This is a genomic window from Bacteroides sp. 1_1_30 (genome assembly GCF_020982715.1).
Taxonomy (GTDB): Bacteria; Bacteroidota; Bacteroidia; order Bacteroidales; family Bacteroidaceae; genus Bacteroides; species Bacteroides xylanisolvens.
On the sequence record NZ_JAJKHN010000061.1, the window covers coordinates 1 to 24378 of the forward strand.

18 protein-coding genes and 1 tRNA gene are annotated in these 24378 nt (G+C 40.8%); 12 read left to right on the plus strand and 7 right to left on the minus strand.

The window, feature by feature from the left end; genetic code table 11:
* Positions 1-193 precede the first annotated feature (193 nt).
* Positions 194-766 (plus strand): hypothetical protein, encoded by a 573-nt coding sequence (locus LPH68_RS17445; protein ID WP_230297033.1) that lies wholly within the window; start codon positions 194-196, stop codon positions 764-766.
* A gap of 267 nt (positions 767-1033) precedes the next feature.
* Here LPH68_RS17445 and LPH68_RS17450 read toward each other — a convergent pair whose 3' ends face one another.
* Entirely contained in the window at positions 1034-2452 is a 1419-nt protein-coding gene (locus tag LPH68_RS17450) for an ATP-dependent RecD-like DNA helicase (protein ID WP_074557448.1), read from the minus strand.
* Positions 2453-2547: 95 nt separating this feature from the next.
* On the opposite strand from LPH68_RS17450, the gene LPH68_RS17455 reads away from it, so the two are divergent.
* Genes LPH68_RS17455 through LPH68_RS17465 form a run of 3 tightly spaced genes read left to right on the plus strand, consistent with a single transcriptional unit; the run spans position 2548 to position 4528 of the window.
* Positions 2548-3234, plus strand: coding sequence for a hypothetical protein (locus LPH68_RS17455; RefSeq protein WP_004301363.1), 687 nt, complete (start codon positions 2548-2550; stop codon positions 3232-3234).
* Entirely contained in the window at positions 3234-4004 is a 771-nt protein-coding gene (locus LPH68_RS17460) for a DUF3822 family protein (protein ID WP_004323629.1), read from the plus strand. Before LPH68_RS17455 ends, LPH68_RS17460 begins: the two co-directional genes overlap by 1 nt.
* Positions 3995-4528 carry an RsmD family RNA methyltransferase gene (locus LPH68_RS17465; protein WP_049701858.1) on the plus strand — a complete coding sequence of 178 codons (534 nt, stop codon included), beginning with the start codon at positions 3995-3997 and terminating at the stop codon, positions 4526-4528. Before LPH68_RS17460 ends, LPH68_RS17465 begins: the two co-directional genes overlap by 10 nt.
* 24 nt (positions 4529-4552) lie before the next feature.
* Here the strand turns inward: LPH68_RS17465 and cls are convergent, their stop codons facing one another.
* The 3 genes from cls to LPH68_RS17480 form a co-directional block, all read right to left on the minus strand.
* Positions 4553-5992, minus strand: a complete 1440-nt coding sequence (cls, locus tag LPH68_RS17470; protein WP_004301164.1) for a cardiolipin synthase — start codon at positions 5990-5992, stop codon at positions 4553-4555.
* A 132-nt stretch (positions 5993-6124) separates the two neighbouring features.
* Positions 6125-9046, minus strand: a complete 2922-nt coding sequence (locus LPH68_RS17475; RefSeq protein WP_151923016.1) for a TonB-dependent receptor — start codon at positions 9044-9046, stop codon at positions 6125-6127.
* Between the two features lie 83 nt (positions 9047-9129).
* A complete protein-coding gene (locus LPH68_RS17480) occupies positions 9130-9534 on the minus strand; it encodes a hypothetical protein (RefSeq protein WP_004305412.1) in 405 nt (134 codons plus the stop codon).
* Between the two features lie 80 nt (positions 9535-9614).
* Here LPH68_RS17480 and aroB point away from each other — a divergent pair, with 80 nt between their 5' ends.
* Positions 9615-10676: a 3-dehydroquinate synthase gene (aroB, locus tag LPH68_RS17485; RefSeq protein WP_008020580.1), complete on the plus strand. Its 1062-nt coding sequence runs from the start codon at positions 9615-9617 to the stop codon at positions 10674-10676.
* A gap of 112 nt (positions 10677-10788) precedes the next feature.
* Here the strand turns inward: aroB and LPH68_RS17490 are convergent, their stop codons facing one another.
* On the minus strand, positions 10789-11658 hold the full coding sequence (locus LPH68_RS17490) for an AraC family transcriptional regulator (RefSeq protein WP_230297034.1): 870 nt from the start codon (positions 11656-11658) through the stop codon (positions 10789-10791).
* Positions 11659-12121: 463 nt separating this feature from the next.
* Here LPH68_RS17490 and LPH68_RS17495 point away from each other — a divergent pair.
* The 3 genes from LPH68_RS17495 (at position 12122) to LPH68_RS17505 (ending at position 14037) form a co-directional block, all read left to right on the plus strand.
* Positions 12122-12196, plus strand: a tRNA-Pro gene (locus LPH68_RS17495).
* Between the two features lie 57 nt (positions 12197-12253).
* Positions 12254-13474, plus strand: coding sequence for an S-adenosylmethionine:tRNA ribosyltransferase-isomerase (locus tag LPH68_RS17500; RefSeq protein ID WP_151923015.1), 1221 nt, complete (start codon positions 12254-12256; stop codon positions 13472-13474).
* Between the two features lie 44 nt (positions 13475-13518).
* Entirely contained in the window at positions 13519-14037 is a 519-nt protein-coding gene (locus LPH68_RS17505) for an NUDIX domain-containing protein (protein WP_151923014.1), read from the plus strand.
* On the opposite strand, the gene LPH68_RS17510 is transcribed toward LPH68_RS17505, so the two are convergent.
* Positions 14015-14557: a glutathione peroxidase gene (locus LPH68_RS17510; protein ID WP_151923013.1), complete on the minus strand. Its 543-nt coding sequence runs from the start codon at positions 14555-14557 to the stop codon at positions 14015-14017. The genes LPH68_RS17505 and LPH68_RS17510 overlap by 23 nt on opposite strands.
* Positions 14558-14767: 210 nt before the next feature.
* Between LPH68_RS17510 and LPH68_RS17515 the strand changes: the two genes are divergently transcribed.
* The 4 genes from LPH68_RS17515 to LPH68_RS17530 all read left to right on the plus strand — a co-directional run bounded on the left by LPH68_RS17515 (position 14768) and on the right by LPH68_RS17530 (position 21987).
* Positions 14768-19093, plus strand: coding sequence for a CusA/CzcA family heavy metal efflux RND transporter (locus LPH68_RS17515; RefSeq protein ID WP_087321647.1), 4326 nt, complete (start codon positions 14768-14770; stop codon positions 19091-19093).
* 62 nt (positions 19094-19155) lie between these two features.
* Positions 19156-20049, plus strand: a complete 894-nt coding sequence (locus LPH68_RS17520) for an efflux RND transporter periplasmic adaptor subunit (RefSeq protein ID WP_151923012.1) — start codon at positions 19156-19158, stop codon at positions 20047-20049.
* 70 nt (positions 20050-20119) lie between these two features.
* The gene (locus LPH68_RS17525; protein WP_004313051.1) at positions 20120-21187 is read left to right on the plus strand and encodes a sensor histidine kinase; all 1068 of its coding nucleotides are present in this window, start codon (positions 20120-20122) and stop codon (positions 21185-21187) included.
* Positions 21188-21192: 5 nt separating this feature from the next.
* Positions 21193-21987 (plus strand): LytTR family DNA-binding domain-containing protein, encoded by a 795-nt coding sequence (locus LPH68_RS17530; RefSeq protein ID WP_004311025.1) that lies wholly within the window; start codon positions 21193-21195, stop codon positions 21985-21987.
* A 407-nt stretch (positions 21988-22394) separates the two neighbouring features.
* Here the strand turns inward: LPH68_RS17530 and LPH68_RS17535 are convergent, their stop codons facing one another.
* Positions 22395-24341, minus strand: coding sequence for a glycoside hydrolase family 97 protein (locus tag LPH68_RS17535; RefSeq protein ID WP_128859408.1), 1947 nt, complete (start codon positions 24339-24341; stop codon positions 22395-22397).
* Positions 24342-24378: the final 37 nt, after the last annotated feature.

Below are 24378 nucleotides of genomic sequence, written 5' to 3' on the forward strand. Positions count from 1 at the left end.
ATCAAGAGAAAAGCTCACGTAAAGCAAAGCTTTTCTCTTGATTTTTTAGAAAGAGGAACATTTACTGAATATCCCTACTTATAAACTATCCGCATCACCAGCTTCGCGTGGAGGTACAATTCATATTGCCCAAACCAGTGGTACATTAGTAAAAGATATTGCTATTGTTCAAAAAGATCCGGACGCCAGCCCTGTGGAAATTCCAGATGCCGTTCTTCGAGCACTTTGTATATCTAACGGTTGGGCTCTCCCTATTGATGATACCAAATGTATTATTCTTGAAGAAGGATTAAACGCAACTTCATTCTCTAACACCTCATACTCTAACCAGATTAAAGATTTAACCGGAATAGAGTATTTCCCTAACCTGACTTCATTACGTTTAGGTTATTGTTCAAACATGAAAAAGCTTGATATTTCAGGTTTACATAAGGTATCATCACTCACATTTAATAGCCCTACTATTTGTGAAGAGTATAATTTGGGAGATAATCCAATTACTAGTTTCAATGCAGGAGGTAGCTATGTTTATTCGGAGGCAGAAAGTCTTAAAGTCATCAGTAGTAAACTTGAGTCTTTGGATTTAAGTCTTGTTTCCTGGTATGCAAGTTATGATTATGTTACGTCAATTGATGCTTCGGAATGTCCTGCATTAACAAACTTAAACGCCAATCGTAGCAGCAAAATTAAGACTCTTTATTTAAAGACTGGTCAAGTGATACCAAAGTTAACTAAGAATGATGCAACTACTATTGTTTACAAATAATTAATATATAGAGAAATAATTTATAGAGAATCCCTTTATTTACTCTTTCCAAATCTGTGAATAGAGTCAAATAAAGGGATTATTGCTATCTATTTTTATCTAATGCTAGCTCTTATCTTAAAATACTCTTTTCATCTATAAACAAACCACAACCAGTACTCAAAGACCTTTTTGAATCCAACAATATTGAAATCAACTGATTATATAATCAATGTAACCTTAAAACTCTAAATCATATAAAGATTAAGAGTCATTCAAAAAACAAAACTATTCCACCTGCTCTTTCGGGTAATTCACCAAATACAGTGTCTTTGTCGCCCGAGTAAAAGCTGTATACAACCACCGGAAATAATCCGGAGTCAAATACTCATCTGTCATATACCCCTGATCTAAAAACACATTCTGCCACTGTCCGCCTTGCGCTTTATGACAGGTTATTGCGTATGCATATTTCACCTGCAAAGCATTGTAATGCGGATCGGCTTTCATCTTTTTCATCCGGTCTCTTTTGTTTGGAATATCTATATAATCCTCAAGTACCGTATAGAACAATCGGTCATTGTCTTCTTTCGGCAATGCAGGTGAGTCCGAATGTAAAGTGTCTAATAATAGATTCGCATCCAATTCAAAATCATTCTGATCAGGAAAGCGGAGAGTAACTTCGGCAAAACGAAAACCATATATTTCACGAGTTCGACGAACACGCCGGACAACTGCAATTTCTCCATTAGCGATAAAATCCATCTCCTTATATTTCTCTGTCCAATAGTAATTATTTTTGGCTATCATCAACATATCTCCTGTGTTCAATTCATCTTCACGCCAAAGAATTTGTGCACGTATTCCATTATTATATAAGTTAGCACGTTTATTAGATCGACAGACAACAATCGTTTCATCCATACCATCATGATCGTAACAATTAGTCAGTTCTTCTATCAGTTCAGTTCCGGGTACCAGTTTAATATCAGGAAAACCTGTTATTTTTATCTTAGGTAAGGAATAACAATCATCCTCCGCTATCAGTTGCCTCAACTGCGTGGCATTCCACAATATTCCGGATTCTTGCACCTGCCGAACCACTTGGGTAAGATCAATCTCACGTACTTCAAGTCCATAACCTTTCAATGCATCAGCAAAAAGCGCAGGACTCAACTCCTCACCTACCGGGGGAAGCTGTGCTGTATCTCCCATCAACAAGAGTCGGCAACCTTGTCCCGAATACACAAATTGCACCAAATCATCCAATAAACGTCCTGTTCCAAACATACTACCCGACAGTCCTTCGTTTGAAATCATGGAAGCCTCGTCGACAATAAACAATGTATTGGTAGCTAAATTGTCATTGATCGAAAAGTTACTAAGCTCATTAGAAAAAGATTGTTGTCTATATATTTTTTTATGAATAGTAAAAGCCGGATGTCCTGCATACGCTGAAAAAACTTTTGCCGCACGTCCTGTAGGAGCCAACAATACAGATTTCTGCTGCAGCTGATCCATCGTTTTCACCAATGCCCCTACCAACGATGTTTTACCAGTACCAGCATAGCCTCTTAAGATAAAGACTTCATCTGCCAGTGTGGACAGCAGAAACTCTGAAAGAGATTTTACAGCAATTTCCTGCTCTAAAGTTGGCTGATAAGGAAAATTTTCCTTAATTTGCCTTTCTAAATAGTTATTTATCATTTTTGTACGAGAAAAAAGTTCGAGGAACTATCGTATTTAAATTTATTTATTCTATTTTTGCGATGCGAATATAACAACTAAAAACATAATTTATCATGAAAACAGTATTTAATATTGTATTGGTGCTTTGTGCTGCTGCACTGATTTACATCTGTTACACCAGCATTATGGGTCCTATCAATTTTGAAAACGCAAAAAAAGAAAGAGAAAAAGCAGTCATTGCCCGTTTGATCGACATCCGTAAGGCACAGCAGGAATACCGTTCGCTGCACCGCGGAATGTATGCACCCAAATTAGACACACTGATTGATTTCGTTAAAAATCAAAAATTGCCGTTCGTTATGAAGATGGGAATGTTAACTGACAAGCAATTGGAAGACGGACTGACTGAAAAGAAAGCCATGGCTATCATCGAAAAAGCAAAGAAAACCGGTAGATACGATGAAGTTAAGAAATGGGGACTTGAAAACTTCAAACGTGACACTATGTGGGTAGCTGTATTGGATACTATCTATCCAAAAGGATTCAATGCCGACTCTATGAAATATATTCCTCACGGAAATGGTGCTCAATTCGAAATGAACGTGAAAAATGACACTGCCAAGTCTGGTGCTCCAGTATATTTGTTCGAAGTGAAAGCTCCATACGAAACTTATTTGAGCGGACTTGACAAACAAGAAATCATCAACCTAAAAGACCTGGATTCTAAACTAGGTAAATATAGCGGCTTGATGGTAGGTTCTATCGATACTCCAAACAATGGTGCTGGTAACTGGGAATAATGATTGATTTTACTAAATCAAAACAATATACTTTATCCATCCGTCTTAGTACGGATGGATTTTCTTTTTCTATCTATAACCCGATTCATGACGATTCGCTTTCAATAATAGAGAAAGAGATAGACACATCTCTATCCCTTACAGCCAATCTAAAGGCGGTCTTTCACGAATCGGACTTCCTAAATCATCCTTACAAACGGGTAAATATAATGATGGCAAGCAAGCGTTTTACAATTGCGCCATTAGACTTATTTGAGGAGGGACAGGCGGAACTTCTGTTTTATCATAATCATCAGAAAAGAGAAAACGAAACGGTGCTCTATAATATTCTAAGAAAGAATAATGTAGCTGTCATCTTCGGCATAGACAAAAGCGCACAGACCTTTTTGAATGAACAATATCCCGAAGCTCGTTTCTATTCTCAATCTACTCCATTCATCGATTATTTTTCTGTAAAAAGCAGATTGGGAAACAGTAAGAAGATGTATGCTTCTGTACGCAAAGACGGTATTGACATCTATTGTTTTGAACGAGGACATCTGCTTCTGGCTAATTCCTTTGAATGTACGCACACAGAAGACCGTATTTACTATTTATTGTACGCCTGGAAACAACTGGAGTTTAATCAGGAACGGGATGAGTTACACCTAACCGGAATACTTCCGGAGAAAGACGTTTTAATGAGTGAATTGAAAAAGTTTATCCTACAGGTATTCATCATGAATCCTGCAACTAATATTGACATGCAAGCCTTATTAACATGCGAGTAATCAGCGGTATTTACAAACGAAGAAGATTTGACGTGCCTCGAACATTTAAAGCACGCCCCACAACAGATTTCGCCAAAGAAAATCTGTTTAATGTACTCAATAACTATATCGATTTTGAAGAAGGAATAACAGCTCTTGATTTGTTTGCCGGGACAGGAAGCATCAGTATCGAACTGGTATCCCGCGGATGCGACCGTGTTATCAGCATTGAGAAAGATCCTGCACATCACTCATTCATCTGCAAAATCATGAAAGAGGTGCAGACAGACAAATGTCTGCCGATACGCGGAGATGTATTCAAGTTTATCAAGAATGGCCGCGAACAGTTCGACTTCATTTTTGCCGATCCTCCCTACGCTTTAAAAGAGTTGGAAACAATCCCCGAATTAATTTTCCAAAACAATCTTCTCAAAGAAGGAGGATTATTGGTACTAGAACACGGAAAAGATAATAACTTCGAAGAGAATCCACATTTCATTGAGAGAAGGGTGTATGGAAGCGTAAACTTCTCACTGTTCAGATAAGATCCAAATACAATTTCATCCTTATTAAAGTAGCGGAGCCAATAAACGCACGATAGACTCCGCAGCTTTTTGTCTCCACGAACGTCTGCCCCAATTCTTCAAAAAGATCTGTGTACTTTCGCGCTGGTCCTGAAGAAATATTTCTTTCATTTCAAGGGCAGTTTCTACGTCATACATAAAAGCATTCACCTCAAAGTTATGCTCAAAGCTACGGAAGTCAACATTGGTAGAGCCTACAGTGGAAAGCATATCATCTGAAACCATCAGCTTAGAATGTAGAAAACCTTTCTTATAAAAATAGACCTTAACACCTGCCTGCATCACATCTGCCAAATAAGAACGCGATCCAAGATGAGTTATCCAGTTATCTGCACGTTCCGGTAACATCAAGCGTATATCCACCCCAGACAATGCTGCTGTTTGCATAGCTGCTAATATTGGTTCTGTAGGCAAAAAATAAGGTGTTTGCATATAGAAATATTTTTTTGCACTGGTAATGGCAACAGTCAATCCCTGCATGATTTCTTTCCATGGCCCGATAGGCTCACTCGTGACAATTTGCACTAAAGAACTTCCGCAAGAGTCAATCTTCGGAAAATAACGGGAAGCGGTTATCAACGTACGGTCTACAAAATACCAATCAAGCAAAAAAGCCGTTTGTAAACCATGCACTGCCTTGCCTTCCAACATGATATGCGTATCTCGCCAAATCCCCCAAGAAAAGCCACGCATATAACGTTCTGCCAGGTTCATTCCCCCAACGAAGCCCACGCGTCCGTCAATAACGACAATCTTTCTATGGTTGCGGTAATTCACCCTACTGGTAAATAAGGGAAAACGTACTTTCAAAAAGCTCCTGACTTCAATACCGGCATTGCGCATTTCTTCAAAAAAACGGTTAGGCACATGCCAGCAACCTACATCATCATAGATAACCCGTACTTCAACCCCGTGAGAAGCTTTTTCTATCAGCACATCCCTGACCATACGCCCGATAGCGTCATCTTCAAAGATGTAATATTCCATGTGGATATGCTGCTTCGCTTTTTGCAGTTCACGCAACAATGATTGAAGTTTGGTATATCCTTCGGTATAGACTGCCACACGGTTCCCCTCAAATGGAAACGCTTGATTCGTTTGCTGGAAAAGCTGAATAAGACGGGAGTATTCATAAGGAACGTCCGAACAATCCTGTGCGAGATATTCGGCCATTGGTTTCTTCAATAAGCGGTCGTAGCTTTTTTGCCCAATGATACGTTCGCGACGTTGACTCCGCCCAAAGAAAAAATAAAAGACAAGTCCGACAATAGGAAGGAAAAGTAATATGAGTATCCATGCCATGGTTTTAACCGGATTCCGGTTGTCAAGAATGATGATGACAATCGTACCGATAATGGCTCCAAAATAAAGAATATCAAAAGCCACTGTTGCTATCTGGCTAAGCATATAGTTCCAATCAATCATAGGAATCTCCTTTCATACGGATACTAAACAACAAATATAGAGTAAATTCTCGGATTAACAAAGAAGTCCCGGCAACAACATTGAATCGTTGTGCCGGGACTTCCTGTTTTTATTTAAACCTATTACTCTGCTTTAGTGTGGTCTGCCACCTCCAAAGCCACCACGCGGGCCACGAGGTCCACCACCATCAAAACCGCCATGACGCATATTGCCGCGAGCTTCTTTATTTCCAAAAACATTCAGACGATAAGAGAAACGAAGCATGCAGTAGCTATTAATTCCGTTATATTCAGAAACAGAACGCATATCGGCTGTTAACGAACGGCTGATATTAGATTGCTGCCGCAGAATATCATATACTTCAAAACTGATGGTTGCGGCATTGCCTTTCAGGAAGTTTTGGGCAATCTGTGCATTCCAAATAAGTTCATTCTTATTCATACTGGCATCACGATAACCACGACGAGCGTTATTAGTGATATTGGTAGACAACGTCATACTCCAAGGTAAAGAGATATTAGTACTTGCACCATAACCAAATGTATAGGGTTCTTGATTGTTTTCCGGACGCAGTTGATTTCGCTCAAAGTTATAGTTGATTGAACCATTCAAGGTAAATTCAAACCAGTCGTTACGGAAAGTTCCATTCAAATTCTCTCCGAAAGTCAGTGTCGTACTAGTGTTCTTGTCATTTATTTTAGTATCGTCATTAAAAAGATAAGAAACCGCATTGGTATAATTAGCACGGGAAAAAGAATTTATGGTAAACCGCTTGTCTCTCAATGCTGTATTGAATCCAAACATTCCCATCGCATTCCAGTTTCCGTTGATATTCTCCGGTTTAACAGTCACTCCACCAGTACTCTGATTATAAGTAGTGGCATTAGTAATGCTATTTTGAGTCATATTCAAGTTTGCATGAGCCATCATGCCACGCTGTTTATCTGCATTATAAGTATTATAAAACAAACGCATAGAATGAGAGAAAGAAGGTTTCAATCCCGGATTACCCTTACGGATATTCAACGGATTAGAGTCATCAGTTACATCAAGCAAATTTTCCATACTCGGCTGGCTTGCACGTCCCCGATAGGTAAAGCGCAACTGGCTGACTTTAGAAAATCTGTAACGAAAATCAACGTTAGGAGCAAAATTGAACACATTTCTTTTTACCACAGTATCTACTTCGGCCTTCTTATAATCCAATCTGGTGTTCTGCGGTTGCAAAGATACTCCAAAGTTCAATCTATATTTCTCGCGGATAATATTTAGTCCTGCATTAATATCATGGTTATAATATTTATATTGAGCATACTTACTCAAATCTCTATCTTTATTCTCTTCATATCCTACAGGCAGGCCATCACCAAAATTCCAAAACCAATCCTGTCCTTTATCGGCATCAGGAATCAAGCTGTATGTACTTCTGTCACTTTCACTATATTTATATTGAAATTTATAGCGGAACTGTAAGAAGGTAGCTCTCGCAATCGGTTCGCTATAAGTCAGTTCGGCAGTATAATCATAATTCTTGGTTGGAGAAGTAGTATATTGTTTACGCTCATCATCTTCTTTTTTTGCATTATCATCAAAATAACGCGTCAATGATTCACTAAACTGTTCGCTGTCATTATCTCCATAACTAAATGTACCACGGAAAGTGATGTTTCGTCCCTGATTATTCAATCTACGATTCACTTGCAAAGAAGCATTTGCAGAGAGATTCTGCCCTTCAGATTTTGATTCACTATTACTGGCGTTGACACGAATAGCTTCTAAAGGATCATCCGTACTTCCCCAGAAAATCTTATTCAAAAACTCATTAGGATTAGACACCAAATTAAATGGATCTCCATTAAAAGTACCCGATTCGGAAATAGAATAACTATTAGACTTTCCATAAGAAACGTTCGGACGGAAAATGATATTTGTCAATGTGTCCGGTTTCCACTCCAACCGAAAGTCTGCATTAAAGTTCGTATTCTTATTGCGGCCTTTACTGTTCGAATTTGAATAAGAATTTCCATTTTGCAGGAAACGTTCCGAGTAGTTTGTAGATGTTGCATCCCGATCACTGAAATTATAACGGGCACTACCTCCCAGTTCCAATTTTTCAGTCTGGGTAGCAAAGTTAGCCCCTAACATCTTGGTAGCAGTCAAACCATTGCTGTTCCGGAAACGAGGTCCGCCACCTCCACCGGAGAATCCCTGATCGTTCACATTATTAACAGAACCGATTAAAGAGAATTGGCTATTATCGACAAAACGATTCAACATCAAGTTGCTTCCGTAACGATCTTCTGTACCACCGGCAACACTTGCATTACCAAACCAACCTTGATTCATACCTTTCTTCACTTTCAGGTCAAGAACAGTTTCTTCTTCTCCGTCATCTATTCCGGTAACACGTGCCAAGTCCGATTTTTTATCGTATGTTTTCAGTTTGTCGATCATGTTGACCGGTAAGTTCTTCAATCCGGTTTTCACATCACCGCCAAAGAACTCTTTACCATCCACCATAATCTTCTTTACTTCTTTACCATTGATTTTGACGTTACCGTCATCGTCTATTTCTGCTCCCGGAAGTTTCTTCACCAACTCTTCGAGCATCGCCCCTTCGGGAGTACGGTAAGCTGTTGAGTTATATTCCAGCGTATCTTCTTTCACGACCACCTGCGGAGCTTCGGCAGTAATCACCGCTTCCTTCAGCATGACAGCATCAGGGTCCAATGTAATGGTTCCCAATTTTTTATCAGTGGCGTTAGCAGATAATTGTACCGGTACGAGCTTGGTTCGGAATCCAATATAGGAAACTTTCAACACATATTTTCCGGCTTTTACTTTGGGGAGAGTAAACCATCCTTGGTTACTACTGGCTATACCGGCGGCATAAGCACTATCAGGTAATGATAGCAATTGAACTGTAGCCTGCGCTGCGGGCTCTTTAGTATCGGATTCCACCACACGTCCCGAAACGGTAATAACCTTATTCTGTGCAAAAATTGAGAAGGTGCATAGCAACATCAGCACCAACCCTGCTGAAAATCTTTTCATTTACCTTATTTACGATTATATTAGTAGCAATAACAATGTCTTTTTGACAAATCGAATCGTAAAAGGTTTAATTGAAAAGAAAATTATCTTTTAAAGAATCGATCAACAAGCGCTTTTTTCAGACCAAACTCCAGACAAAGCACATTAAAAACCAGAAAAGTAAGGAAAGAGGAAGTATCGACGTTTATCACATCTCCTTGCATAACACGCCACAACATACCACCAAAGACGAACAAGAATGTCAAAAAGATAGCATTACGAACAGCCGAATTCCGGATTTGCTCCGTTTCACGGCTTTCATTCTTACTCAATGCAAAGATTATTAACAAGCATCCTGCCATCATCAACAACTTTGTACATTCTTTATAAAACAGCAAGTTAGTATCAGTTACTACTCCCTGCATCACCAAAATAAAAGGGATGAACAGAGCTACCAACAAGACAACATATCCTAAAGGACGACAATATACAGGTAATAATGCTTTCATGATTAAACGTTTTAATGAGACAAAAGTAAGTAAAAAAAGATATTTTATATACATTTGCAGAGTAAAAAAGCAAAAGAATCATGAGTAAACAAGAAGTTATTCTCTGCGAAAGCTTGGAAACGAGCCTCGGTCGTGCCATTGAGCTATGTCCGCATGACAAATTATTCGTCCTCACAGACGAGCATACCCAGCGTCTTTGTCTCCCTTCTCTAAAGGAATCGGATCTGTTAAAAGATGCTGTAGAAATCTGTATCGGAGCAGAAGATGTGCATAAAACTCTGGAAACACTCGCTTCCGTCTGGATGGCATTAAGTACTCAAGGGGCTACCCGCCACTCTTTACTTATCAATCTTGGAGGAGGGATGGTGACAGATCTCGGAGGTTTTGCCGCAGCTACATTCAAACGGGGCATTTCCTATATCAATATACCAACCACTCTGCTCGCTATGGTGGACGCATCAGTGGGGGGTAAAACAGGAATCAACTTCAACGGACTGAAAAATGAAATCGGTGCTTTCGCTCCGGCAAACAGTGTATTGATTGAAACTGAATTCCTGCGCACATTGGACACACACAATTTCTTCTCCGGATATGCTGAAATGTTGAAGCATGGTTTGATTAGCAATACGGCACATTGGGCAGAATTGCTCAATTTCGATTCCTCTAGTATTGATTATGCAGCTCTCAAACAATTGGTAGGCCAATCGGTACAAGTGAAAGAAGATATTGTAGAACAGGATCCCTTCGAACATGGAATCCGCAAAGCATTAAATCTAGGACACACCGTAGGACATGCGTTCGAAAGTATGGCACTGGCAGAAAACCGTCCTGTATTACATGGATATGCAGTAGCTTGGGGAATTGTGTGCGAACTGTATCTTTCTCATCTCAAAGTAGGTTTCCCGAAAGAGAAAATGCGGCAAACGATCCAGTTTATCAAGGATAATTATGGCGTATTTACTTTCGACTGCAAGAAATATGACCAACTGTATGCATTTATGACGCATGATAAAAAAAATACTTCAGGTACTATCAATTTCACCTTACTGAAAGATATTGGAGACATTTGCATCAATCAGACTGCCGATAAGGACACTATCTTCGAAATGCTCGACTTCTATCGCGAATGTATGGGAATTTAATCCATCCTACATCAGATATACCGCATAATAAAAGGGAATGAAATAGACTTCATTCCCTTTCTCTTCCCAATCCCTATAGATATTATTGCCTATTGTGAGGCAATTGTCCGCACTATTGTTCTAAGTTACTCATTCGATATTGTGAAAGCGACATTCCTGTATGCTTTCTAAAAAAACGTCCAAGCGACGATTGATTCGCAAAGTTCGTTTTAATCGCTATTTCCTGAATGTTCAGGCTTGTGTTTTTCAACAAAGCCTTGATTTCTAATATGATGTATTCAACAATCCAGTCTTTAGCAGACTTCCCGCTTGTCTCCTTAATTACCATAGTCAGGTATTTGGAAGTAATACACAGTTTATCCGCATAAAAAGCCACATCCTTATTCTCCTTAAAATGCTTCATGATAAGCCCAAAAAATTTATTAGCCAACTCTTCTTTACGGGTATCCCTGCGGGCAGTCATCAAGGTCGATTCCTTTTGATAAGCATTGAACAGTTCCAGATACAGATACCTCAACAAATGAATAATCAGCTCACGCCTATATATATCTTGAGAGGTAACTTTATCTTTTATCATACCCAGATAATTATATATCCGAGGAATATCGCGTTCCGTCTGCGGATACCAGTAATGAGTCCGCATATAGAAAAAGAAATGCGGAGAAAATCTGGGTACACCACTTAACGCATCACTAAACAGTGAAGTAGATATAACCATCGTAACGGTCGAGAAATCTTCACTTGGCTCACTAAATGAGACAAATTGTCCGGGTAATAATATAATCAATTCCTCCGGTTGTATCCAATGTACATCTTCATGCACTGTAATTGTGGCCTTTCCACCTAAACAATATATAATCAAAGCTGATTGATTATTAGAAGGATAAGAAGTCAAAGGAAGATACTTCAGATTTTGATAAAATTTAAAATCGTCACCCAGGACGTATATCTCTAATGTCTCTCTATTTTTAATGTCTAACATTTAACACCTTTCTAAACTAAGTCTTTTTACAAATGTATAACTTCCTAATTTACCACGCACCAAAAATGGAAATATAGTATCATACTAAGGAAGTCAAACACCTTTTATTTGCATTAATTTATAAACAAACTCTCTGATTGTTAGTTCATTTATCATTTTCCTATTTCGTTTTATTATAGACTGACCTGTTTTTTATAGTGTTTTTAGGACAAGAAAAGGATTAATGCTTTCAAATGAAAAATAAGCAGATTGTTTTCTAATTCAAGCAAAATTAAAGAAATGTACTATTATATCACATAAGAGGCAATCAAAAAAACTACTAACTCATTGAAATAAAGATTTGTATAATCACAAGAAAGACTAATAATCAGAATAATAGCTATAAATCGGCACTATTCATACTAGAAAAATCAACGGATTATTTGCTAATTAAAAATTAATCTGTACTTTTGCATCCGCAATTCGGGGTGTAGCTCAGCCCGGTTAGAGTACTCGTCTGGGGGGCGAGTGGTCGCTGGTTCGAATCCAGTCACCCCGACTGGTTAAAGAGGTTAGAAACCGAATGGGTTCTAACCTCTTTTTATTTTAGAAAACAATGAAAGAAGATCCTAGACATATCCATATCAGTGAATACAGTTATCCTCTTCCGGATGAACGTATTGCTAAATTCCCGTTGCCTACCCGCGACCAGTCCAAACTCTTAATATACCGTCGTGGAGAAGTTAGTGAAGATGTTTTCACGTCTTTGCCGGAATATCTGCCGCAAGGCAGTCTGATGATATTCAATAATACAAAAGTCATTCAGGCACGCCTCCATTTTCGAAAAGAGACGGGAGCACTGATCGAAGTGTTTTGTCTTGAACCGATTCAGCCAAACGATTATGTCTTGAATTTCCAACAGACAGCACATGCCGCCTGGCTTTGCATGATCGGCAATCTGAAGAAATGGAAAGACGGACAATTGAAACGCGAAATGACCGTCAAAGGATTCCCTATTACCCTGACCGCTACCCGAGGAGAATGTAAAGGAACCAGCCATTGGGTAGATTTTGCATGGGATAATCCGGAAGTGACGTTTGCCGATATCCTTGAAGTATTCGGAGAACTTCCTATTCCTCCTTACTTAAACCGGGATACGGAAGAAAGTGACAAGGAGACTTATCAGACTGTTTATTCTAAGATTAAAGGTTCGGTAGCTGCGCCTACGGCGGGATTACATTTTACTCCACGAGTATTGGATGCTCTTCAAGAAAAAGGGATTGATCTTGAAGAATTAACTCTACATGTAGGAGCAGGCACATTCAAACCTGTAAAAAGTGAAGAAATCGAAGGTCACGAGATGCACACGGAATATATATCGGTCAATCGGAGTACCATCAAAAAACTGATTGACCACGACGGTTGTGCTATTGCAGTAGGAACTACTTCTGTACGGACTCTGGAAAGCCTGTATCACATTGGAGTTACATTGGCTGAAAATCCGTATGCTACGGAAGAAGAACTACGTGTCAAACAATGGCAGCCTTATGAAAAGTACGACCAGATTCCTCCCGTTGTTGCGCTGCAAAAGATATTAGGATATCTCGACAGGAATGGTTTGGAAACCCTTCACACCAGTACACAGATTATCATAGCACCGGGATACAATTATAAAATAGTAAAGGCGATGGTTACTAATTTCCATCAGCCGCAAAGTACCTTGCTGCTTTTGGTTTCAGCTTTTGTAAAAGGGAATTGGCACACTATTTATGATTATGCACTGGCGCATGATTTCCGATTCCTAAGTTATGGAGATTCTTCTTTATTAATACCATAAGATATTCTCCTCTCTGAAAGATTTTACGCAATATAAAAGACACTATGCCAAGCGATAATAACCAAGAAATGTTCCCTATCGTAGACGAACAGGGAAATATCACCGGAGCCGCCACTCGCGAAGAATGTCACAGCGGTAGCAAACTGCTTCATCCGGTAGTTCACCTTCACGTATTCAATACCCAAGGAGACATCTATTTACAGAAACGACCCGAATGGAAAGACATTCAACCGGGGAAATGGGATACGGCTGTAGGCGGACATATTGATTTGGGCGAAAGCGTAGAAATCGCCCTAAAGAGAGAAGTCCGTGAAGAATTGGGCATCACAGACTTCACTCCCGAGCTTCTCACCAGTTATGTTTTTGAATCCAGCCGTGAAAAAGAGCTTGTTTTTGTCCACAAAACCGTTTATGAGGAAGAAATCCATCCCAGCGACGAACTGGACGGTGGACGATTTTGGAAGATCGAAGAAATAAAAGAAAATCTGGGTAAAGGAATCTTCACTCCCAACTTCGAAGAAGAGCTGAAAAAAGTTTCTCTTATTCCTTCTCTATCCAAGTAATAATCTTTTCAGAGAACGGACTTTCTTTCGGGGACACAGCTCCCACCCAGTTTCCGTTCTCATCAATCATAAACTTCTGAAAGTTCCACTGAACCGGTGCGTTTTCTTTCCCATTCTGTTTTTTCTCCGTCAACCATTGGTAAAGAGGAGCCATATCTTTTCCTTTAACGGAAATCTTAGCCATCATCGGAAAAGTAACATCGTAGTTCAAAGAACAGAACTTAGCTATTTCCTCATTACTACCCGGCTCTTGTCCCATAAAGTTATTCGCCGGAAAACCGATAATAACAAAGTCTTTTTCTTTATATTTCTCATATAGTTTCTCCAGTTGAGCATACTGGGGCGTCAGCCCACACTTAGATGCCACGTTGACTACCAGCACTTTCTTACCTTTCAGTGAAGAAAGAGGAAAGTCCTTACCATCAATAGTTTTCACTGTAAAATCATAAAAAGACTTGTTTTGCGCTTCCGAAGAAATTGCAAACAACAGGCTTACCATCATCAAGACGAATGTTTTCATGTTGAATATACATTTAGTTTGTTTTTATATTAAACGAGTAAACTGAAAGAAATGTTTGTTCAGCAGTGAAACAAGAACAATGATTTTACATCTTTCAATTCCCCAATCCGTCACTTCACCCCACAATCTTTCCGCTTCATTTATTCTTAGTGATAACGGATGAAGATAGGCAGTAATTTTGTACTGTGAAATAATAATACAACGAAAGTCATGTTTACAGCTATTGTACGTTTTTCAATCAAGAAGAAACTATTTGTAGGACTCACTACTCTCTTCCTGTTTATCGGAGGTATCTATGCGATGCTGACACTACCTATTGATGCCGTGCCCGACATTACCAATAATCAGGTACAAATAGTGACCGTATCTCCTACACTCGCGCCACAAGAGGTGGAACAACTCATCACTATGCCTATCGAAATAGCGATGAGCAATATTATGAATGTCGAAGATATCCGTTCTGTCAGCCGCTTCGGGCTATCGGTCGTAACGGTCGTTTTTAAAGAAAGTGTCCCCACACTCGATGCACGGCAGTTGATAAATGAACAAATACAAAGCGTAACAAGCGAGATTCCCTCCGAACTCGGAACACCGGAGATGATGCCCATCACCACCGGTCTGGGAGAGATTTACCAGTATATATTGAAGGTAGCTCCCGGATATGAGAAGAAATATGACGCAATGGAACTCCGCACCATTCAAGACTGGATGGTGAAACGTCAGTTGTCTGGTATACCCGGTATAGTAGAAATCAATAGTTTCGGCGGTTACCTGAAACAATATGAAGTAGCCGTCGATCCGGACGCCCTGTTTTCTTTGAATATCACTATCGGCGAGGTGTTCGAAGCACTTAGCAGCAACAACCAAAATACCGGCGGAAGCTACATTGAGAAGATAAAGAACGCCTACTATATCCGGTCGGAAGGTATGATTACCCGCATCAAGGATATTGAACAGATTGTAGTGACCAACCGAAATGGGATTCCGGTACATATCAGTGATGTAGGAGTTGTCCGCTTCGGTTCTCCAAAGCGTTTCGGTGCCATGACAAAGGATGGTGAGGGCGAGTGTGTCGGCGGAATTGCCATGATGCTAAAAGGTGCCAACGCAAATGTAGTGACTCAAGAACTCGAAAAACGGGTAAAAAAAATACAGCAGCTATTACCCGAAGGAGTCAGTATAGAACCTTACTTGAACCGTTCGGAACTGGTAAACCGGAACATCTCTACGGTTGTCAACAACCTGATTGAAGGAGCGGTTATCGTCTTCCTTGTACTCATCCTCTTCCTCGGCAACCTCCGTGCCGGACTGATTGTCGCATCCGTCATCCCGCTGGCAATGCTCTTCGCTTTTATCATGATGCGTGTATTCAATGTCACCGCCAATCTAATGAGTCTCGGTGCCATTGACTTTGGTATTGTAGTAGATGGCTCTATCGTTATCTTGGAAGGTATCCTCGCTCACATTTACGGAAAACAATTCCGAGGCCGCACACTGACCCGCAAAGAGATGGACAAAGAAGTGGAAAAAGGAGCTTCCGGCGTTGCACGTTCGGCCACTTTTGCAGTGTTGATTATCCTTATCGTCTTCTTCCCCATCCTTACATTGAACGGGATTGAAGGGAAATACTTCACCCCCATGGCCAAAACACTTGTGTTCTGTATTATCGGAGCCTTAATTCTTTCACTGACTTATGTTCCTATGATGGCCTCCCTCTTTCTGAAGCATACCATTGTTGTGAAACCCACCCTTGCCGACCGCTTCTTCGAGAAACTGAACAAGACCTACCAGTACACCCTGCGTGCCTGTCTTCGTTACCAATGGCGTACCGTCATCGTAGCCTTCTCCGCACTGATCGGTTCACTTTTTCTCTTTACCCGCCTGGGAGCAGAGTTCATTCCCACTTTGGACGAAGGAGATTTTGCCATGCAAATGACACTACCCGCAGGAAGTTCGCTGACCGAAAGTATCGAAGTATCCCGCTTGGCAGAGAAAGCATTAATGGATAAATTCCCTGAAATCAAACATGTTGTAGCCAAAATAGGAACGGCGGAAGTTCCCACTGACCCGATGGCGGTGGAAGACGCCGATGTGATGATTATCATGAAACCATTCAAAGAATGGACAAGTGCCGGAAGCCGTGCAGAAATGGTGGATAAAATGAAAGACGCACTTGCTCCGCTCTCCGAACGTGCCGAATTCAACTTCTCGCAACCGATACAACTTCGCTTCAACGAGCTGATGACGGGAGCAAAAGCAGATATTGCCATCAAATTATATGGAGAAGACACGCACGAATTATATGAAAGAGCCAAAGAAGCAGCTACCTTTGTAGAAAAAGTGCCAGGAGCAGCGGATGTCATCGTTGAGCAGACGATGGGATTACCTCAATTGGTAGTGAAATACAACCGTGGCAAAATAGCCCGTTACGGCATCAACATACAAGAGCTTAACACCATTATCCGAACTGCCTATGCCGGAGAGTCAACAGGTGTAATCTTTGAAAACGAACGGAGATTCGATCTCGTGGTCCGGCTTGACCAGGAGAAAGTGGCCGACTTGAATCTTGATAAGTTATTTGTACGCACTTCGGAAGGAATTCAAATCCCTGTTGGAGAGGTAGCAAGCATCGACCTTGTCAGTGGGCCACTGCAAATCAACCGGGATGCAACCAAACGGCGCATCGTCATCGGTGTCAATGTGCGTGACGCAGACATCCAGCAAGTTGTCGCCAATATTCAAGAGACATTGAACAAGAACATCAAACTGAAGCCGGGATATTACTTCGAATACGGCGGCCAGTTCGAAAACTTGCAAAATGCCATCAATACCTTACTGGTGGTCATCCCCGTAGCATTAATGCTCATTCTATTGATTCTGTTCTTCGCATTCAAGAACATCACCTATACCCTGATGGTATTCTCAACCGTCCCCCTATCGCTCATCGGTGGTATCGCCGCACTTTGGCTACGCGGACTTCCGTTTAGCATATCGGCCGGAGTAGGATTCATCGCTTTGTTCGGGGTGGCAGTATTGAATGGTATCCTGATGGTAAATCACTTCAACGAACTTCGTAAACAAAATACCTATTCCATGACTACAAACCAGATTATCAAAAGAGGGACTCCACACTTGCTCCGTCCTGTATTCCTGACAGGACTGGTTGCATCTCTGGGATTCGTCCCGATGGCAATAGCCACTTCAGCCGGCGCAGAAGTACAACGTCCGTTGGCAACAGTGGTCATCGGTGGCTTGATTATTTCTACCGTACTGACTTTACTCATTATTCCGGTGTTTTACAAAATTGTAAATTCATTTGCTACCTGGAGACGTCCGGGAGTCAAACTGCGCTGGCCTTTCGGAGGATTGTGTCTCCTGTTCTTGTTTCTTCCCGCGTTCGTTTCCGCTCAACAGACACAAACAGTCAGTCTCGAACAGGCGATAGAAATAGCCAAACAAAATCATCCTCGCCTGAAAATAGCCAATAATGCTATTCAACAAGCCAAAGCCACTCGCGGAGAAGTGATAGAAGCAACGCCTACCTCGTTCAGCTATTCCTGGGGTCAACTTAACGGAGAAAACAAAAAAGACAAGGAACTGGCTTTCGAGCAAAGCCTGGGCTCCCTTCTAACGCCATTCTATAAGAATGCGTTAGTCAACCGTCAGGTAAAAACGAACACCTATTATCGGCAGATGGTAGAGAAAGAAATCACAGCAGAAGTGAAAAGGGCGTGGGCCTACTACCAATATGCCACTAATCTCTGTTCAATGTATCGGGATCAGGATAAAATGGCAGAAGAACTGCAGCGCATCGGAGAATTACGATACCAACAAGGAGAGATTACCTTGCTAGAGAAAAATATGATGACCACCATAGCTGCCGATCTGCATAACCGCTGGTTCCAAGCAAAAGAAGAAGAGAAAATGGCATTGGCACGTTTCCAATGGAGTTGCTACTCCAACGATCCCATTGTTCCGGTGGATTCCACTTTATCCTTATTCTATACCGGCATTTCGGATGGAAACCTGTCGGGAGCACATACTGCCTACTTTCAAAGCCAGGCAGATGAAGCGAAAGCAATGCTCCGTGTAGAGCAGAGCCATTTCTTTCCTGAAATCAGTGTGGGGTATACACGTCAGGACATTCTCCCACTTAAGAATCTGAATGCCTGGATGATCGGGGTTTCTTTCCCCATCTACTTCCTGCCACAAAAGAGCAAAGTGAAGCAGGCACGGCTAACTGCCACTTCAGCGCAAATACAGGCAGATGCCAACATCCGGGAGTTAAGAAATAAGACACTCGAACTGGAAGCATCCCTCCGCAGATATAACGAGAGTTTACGATATTATACCTCTTCTGCCTTGAAAGAAGCGGACGAACTGACAAAGGCAGCCAACCTGCAATTGCAGCAGAGCGAAACAGGCATTGCCGAATATATACAGTCGATTACCACCGCCAGAGAGATCCGCAGAGGCTATATTGAAACAGTCTACCAATACAATATTGCTGCACTGGAATATGAACTTTTCAAGTAGGTGGAAAATCGAGACATTGAATGACATACATCACCCAGAATAATTATTATAAAACATAAGATATGAAAAAGATAGTTTATCCCATCCTTTTACTAGTTCTAACGGCTTGCAAAGGAAACCAGCAAACTACAAATAACGAATCCGCCGCAATTCCCGTTGCCGAAACGATAGCAGATACCATCGCACCACCCGAAGTGGATGCCATTACTTCAGCTACCTCAAAGCCTAATCAGGTTTCGTTCAACGGACGAATCGTTCTTCCTCCTCAACGTCAGGCAACCATTGCTTTAACCATGGGAGGCATTGTAAAAAAGGCTTCTCTGCTTCCAGGGCAATGGGTGACTGCAAACAGTGTAATCGCCACGTTAGAGAATCCGGAGTTCATCACCCTGCAACAAACTTATCTGGACAGTCACGCACAGACCGAATATCTCTTAGCTGAATACGAACGGCAAAAAAATCTGTCTGCCGAACAAGCAGCTTCTCAAAAGAAATTCCAGCAAAGTAAAGCGGACTTTCTCTCCATGAAGAGTCGCCAGGACGCCGCTGCTGCACAACTTTCTCTTTTAGGCGTTCAAACGGAGGCATTACTTAAGAACGGAATACAACCGCTACTGGAAGTCAAAGCCCCCATTAGTGGTTATGCCGCTAATGTAGCGATGAATATCGGCAAATATATCAATCCGGGAGAAGCACTTTGCGAACTTATCGATAAAAGCAGCCCGATGCTTTGCCTGACTACTTACGAGAAAGATCTTGCAGACATACAAGTCGGCAGCCCGGTACAGTTTCGGGTAAACGGAATGGGGACACAAACCTTTCACGGTATCGTGATTTCCATCGGACAAAAAGTAGACGAAACCAATCGTTCGCTCGAAGTGTATGCTTCCATCAAGGAGGAAAATGTACAATTCCGCCCTGGTATGTATGTCACGGCACACATTCAGAAACAATAATTGACCAACTGTGACAACAGCATTGACATTTTATAACCGGTAACTCATAATTTACCACTATCTTTGTTGTATGATAGCCAAAGCAATAAAAAAAGATAAATATATACTTTCCACAGTCATCATCTCCTTAGCGGTTGCTGTACTGATTCATTTTCCTGAATCAGTATCTCTTTTCGACCGTTTCGAAAGTCATTCCTTATTCCCGGGGATGAAGTTTATAGATGTGGCAAACGAAATACTGTTTACCTTTCTGTCGCTATTGTTACTTTTTGCCATCAATACCCGTTTGTTTCATTTCAATCAGGCTTCCATTAAAATTACAGGGACAAAGATTTTGCTTTCCTTTATCGTGACATGGATATTGAGTAACTTGTCAGGACAGTTTTTTGTTTTCCTTCACAGAACGTTTGATATTCCGGCCATCGATGCCATGGTACATCATTATTTGCATCCATTGCGGGATTTCATTGTGGCATGTCTCGTCACCAGTAGTTGCTGCATCATTCATCTTATATTCAAGCAGCAACTGGTACTTATTGAAAACGAACAGCTTCAGGCAGAGAATCTCCGCAATCAGTATGAAGTACTGAAGAATCAGCTGAACCCACACATGCTGTTCAACTCGCTGAATACCCTGCGTTCGCTGGTACGCGAAAATCAGGATAAAGCGCAGGATTACATTCAGGAACTCTCCCGGGTACTAAGGTATACTTTGCAAAGTAATGAGTCACAATGTGTCAGTCTCCGGGAAGAAATGGAATTTGTTTCCGCTTATATATTTCTATTAAAGATGCGTTTTGAGAACAATCTACAATTCGACATACAGATAAGCAATGCCTACGAAGAATATCTCCTCCCTCCAATGGCGGTGCAAGTGTTGATTGAGAATGCAGTAAAGCACAACGAAATCAGCAACCGGAAGCCGTTGACCATTCATATCACGACGGACGATAACGGCAATTTGTCTATCAGCAACGACATTCAGCCCAAATGGACTGCAACTTCCGGAACCGGTATCGGACTTGCCAACCTTGCCAAGCGATACAGGCTCTTGTTTAAACGGGATATACAAATAACGGAGGACAGAGAGTTTACAGTTTGTATTCCTTTGATTGAAAAATCACAACTAGAACAATAATCACCATGAAGATTGTCATTATAGAAGACGAAAAAGCAGCAGTACGAAACCTGACTTCACTGCTTAATGAAATAAAACCGAATGGAGAAATCGTGACCATACTGGATAGTATCAGTTCCACTATCGAATGGTTCAGTTCTCATCCGATGCCGGAACTGGTATTCATGGATATTCACCTGGCAGATGGTTCCGCCTTCGAGATATTCAATCATATCAATATTACTTGTCCGATTATCTTTACAACTGCCTATGATGAATATGCGTTACGTGCATTTAAAGTAAACAGCATCGACTACTTATTAAAACCCATCGGTAAGGAAGACATAGAACACGCTTTCGATAAGCTCCAAGGTTTACAAGATGCTGCTGACAAACACCAGTTCCCCTTTCCACAACAGGAGAATGAGCTACTGAAACTGATACATTCACTCCAAAAGCAGGAAAACTATAAAAGTCATTTCCTTATTCCTACCAAAGGAGACAAACTATTACCCGTTTCTGTAGATATGATACAATTGTTTTATATTAAGGACTGTCAGGTCAAAGTAGTCTTAACCGATGAAACCGAATACTGTTTTTCTCAAACATTAGATGAACTTACGGAGTGTCTCAATCCTTCTCTTTTCTTTCGGGCTAACCGCCAATATCTTATTTCGCGAGAAGCTATTAAAGATATTGACTTATGGTTCAACAGCCGCCTGTCCATCAACTTGTATTATTCAGGAATCAAAGAAAAAATACTTGTCAGCAAAGCCCGAGTAGCAGAGTTTAAAGAGTGGTTCTCTAAGAGAAAACGTTGATTCCGAGACATTGCCTTCTTAGAACAAATAGCAAAACAAAGTGTTTCGTGCCGTGAAACGATTGGTTTCAACGCTTGAAACAAACAGTTTCATGTAGTAAAACACTTTGTTTCTCACCGAGGAAACTTTAGTTTCAAGCCTCTGAAACTGCAGTTTCCCCTAATGGAAACTAAAGTTTCCCGCCTTGAAACCAAAGGTATCCCCTGTTGAAACTTCTATTTACATACAAGCTTATATTTATATGCAGGCATGTTCATTTCAAACGGTGATAGATGAATGATTAGGTGATAGGTGGAGAACAATCTATCACCACCCTGAAAGCTCGATGAACAATGCGTTTCAGAAGGATGGTGATAGATTGAAAGAGGATTTCCATTTTTACGTATGGAAAGTTAGAATATGTGCCATCATTCAATGACAGCTGCAAAGCCGCCATTTCTAACCATCTTTATAGTTAGCTGCTCCCCGGCTTTCACCTGGGATGACTTGCAACGATAATCCATCGCCTGACGTCCTGCGTTGATACCATCCTCAAAAGATGTCATTTGATAAGAGCGATCTTTATTCAAGAAATCTAACTTTATGGTAAACTCACGTTCCTTTTTACCATTGTTAGTCATTCCTCCTATAAACCACTTATCGCCTTTCCGTTTTGCTACAATGACATATTCACCCGCTTTAGCTTCCAGTGCCACAGTCTCGTCCCACGTTACGGGAACTTGTGTAATGAAACGGGTACAATCTTCATTACGATAATAAAGAGTAGGATTATCCGCCAACATCTGCAGACCACTTTCAAAAACCACAAAGAGTGCCAACTGATAAGCGCGTGTTCCGATACTTGCAGCATTGGGACGTTCCGAGCGATACACATTAGGCTGCATACTAATCATCGCTCCGGGAGTATAATCCATCGGACCGACAGCATTACGCATAAATGGTAAATACAGACTATTATCCGGATAACAACCGCCCATTTGTTCCATTCCACGCACTCCTTCGTAAGACAATACATTCGGATATTTATATTCCAGTCCGGCAGGTTTGAAAGAGCCATGAAAATCGACAAACAAATGATGTTTGGCTGCTTCTCGGGCTACCCGTTCGTAAAAGTTGACCATCCACTGATCGCTTCTGTCCATGAAATCAATCTTAAGTCCTTTTACTCCCCATTCATTGAAAGTCTTGAAGAGATCAAAATTGTTTTCTACCGTCAACCATGTCAACCAAAGCACAATCCCTACATTTTTTTCTTTGCCATAACGAATCAACTCGTGCAAGTCTACTTTGGGATTAGGCGTATAAGGATCACGTGTACTTTTAGCCCAGCCTTCATCCATAATGATATATGGAATACCAAATTTAGAAGCAAAATCAATGTAATACTTATAAGTATCCAAGTTATAACCGGAAACAAAATTCACATCCGGTCCGTAAGGAGAAGCGTCATTCCACCATTCCCAGCTCACCTGTCCCGGCTTAATCCATGAAATATCCTGAAGTTGATTCTTTTCAGCCAGTTTATAAGTCATTGTATTCTCAATCAACTGCTTATCATTTTTACTTATCACAAAGTAACGCCAAGGATAATTTCTCGTACCTTTTGTTTTAGCAATGTAATCAGCTTCTTGAGTAATCTTCACGCTACGATCACTGTTTTCGGCAAACGCAAGCGGAGCTTTAGGAAAAACAGAGATTGCTCCGTTCGTACCCGTTCCTTTGAGAAACATACATGGATAATCAGCCAGATCCGACTCGCTGATTAATATTTTATAGTCTTTTTGTGTGTCAATCAATACCGGCAAAACAGCTATCCGTTCTTCAGGCTTCCACGCATTACTTTGAACATGTGTGTAAGGTTCCTCATAAGCTGTATGGAAGCCTCCCGGTTGTTGCAAGTGAAGAAGATAATCCGACGGGAAGTTGATAGCAAACTCTTCGTTCATTACTTCAACATCACCTTTTTGTGAGGTAATAAACCGGTAAGCAACTCCATCGTCAAAAGCACGGAATTCTACTGAATAATCTTTAAAGGTCAGTAGCAATTGATTATAACGATTATTGACTTTCGCATATTTCAAAGGAACAATAGGAGTTAATTGCTCGTCGACACTCGTACGTTTCTGACGGCGCAGTTTGGGATTTTCTCCCAACACCTGATTCCTCAATGTCAACTGAAGGGTATTGTCTTTCAACAATACATCTCCGTTATAATCTATACTATAATAGATTTTATCCGAGAGATTCAAGGACACTTTCAGCTCTCCATTGGGAGAAATTAACTCTAACTTATTCTGTGCACGAAGTAGTGATGCCAAGCACAAACACACAACTAACAGGAAATATCTTCTCATGGTTTAGATATTTAATTAATAATCGTTTTACAATGGC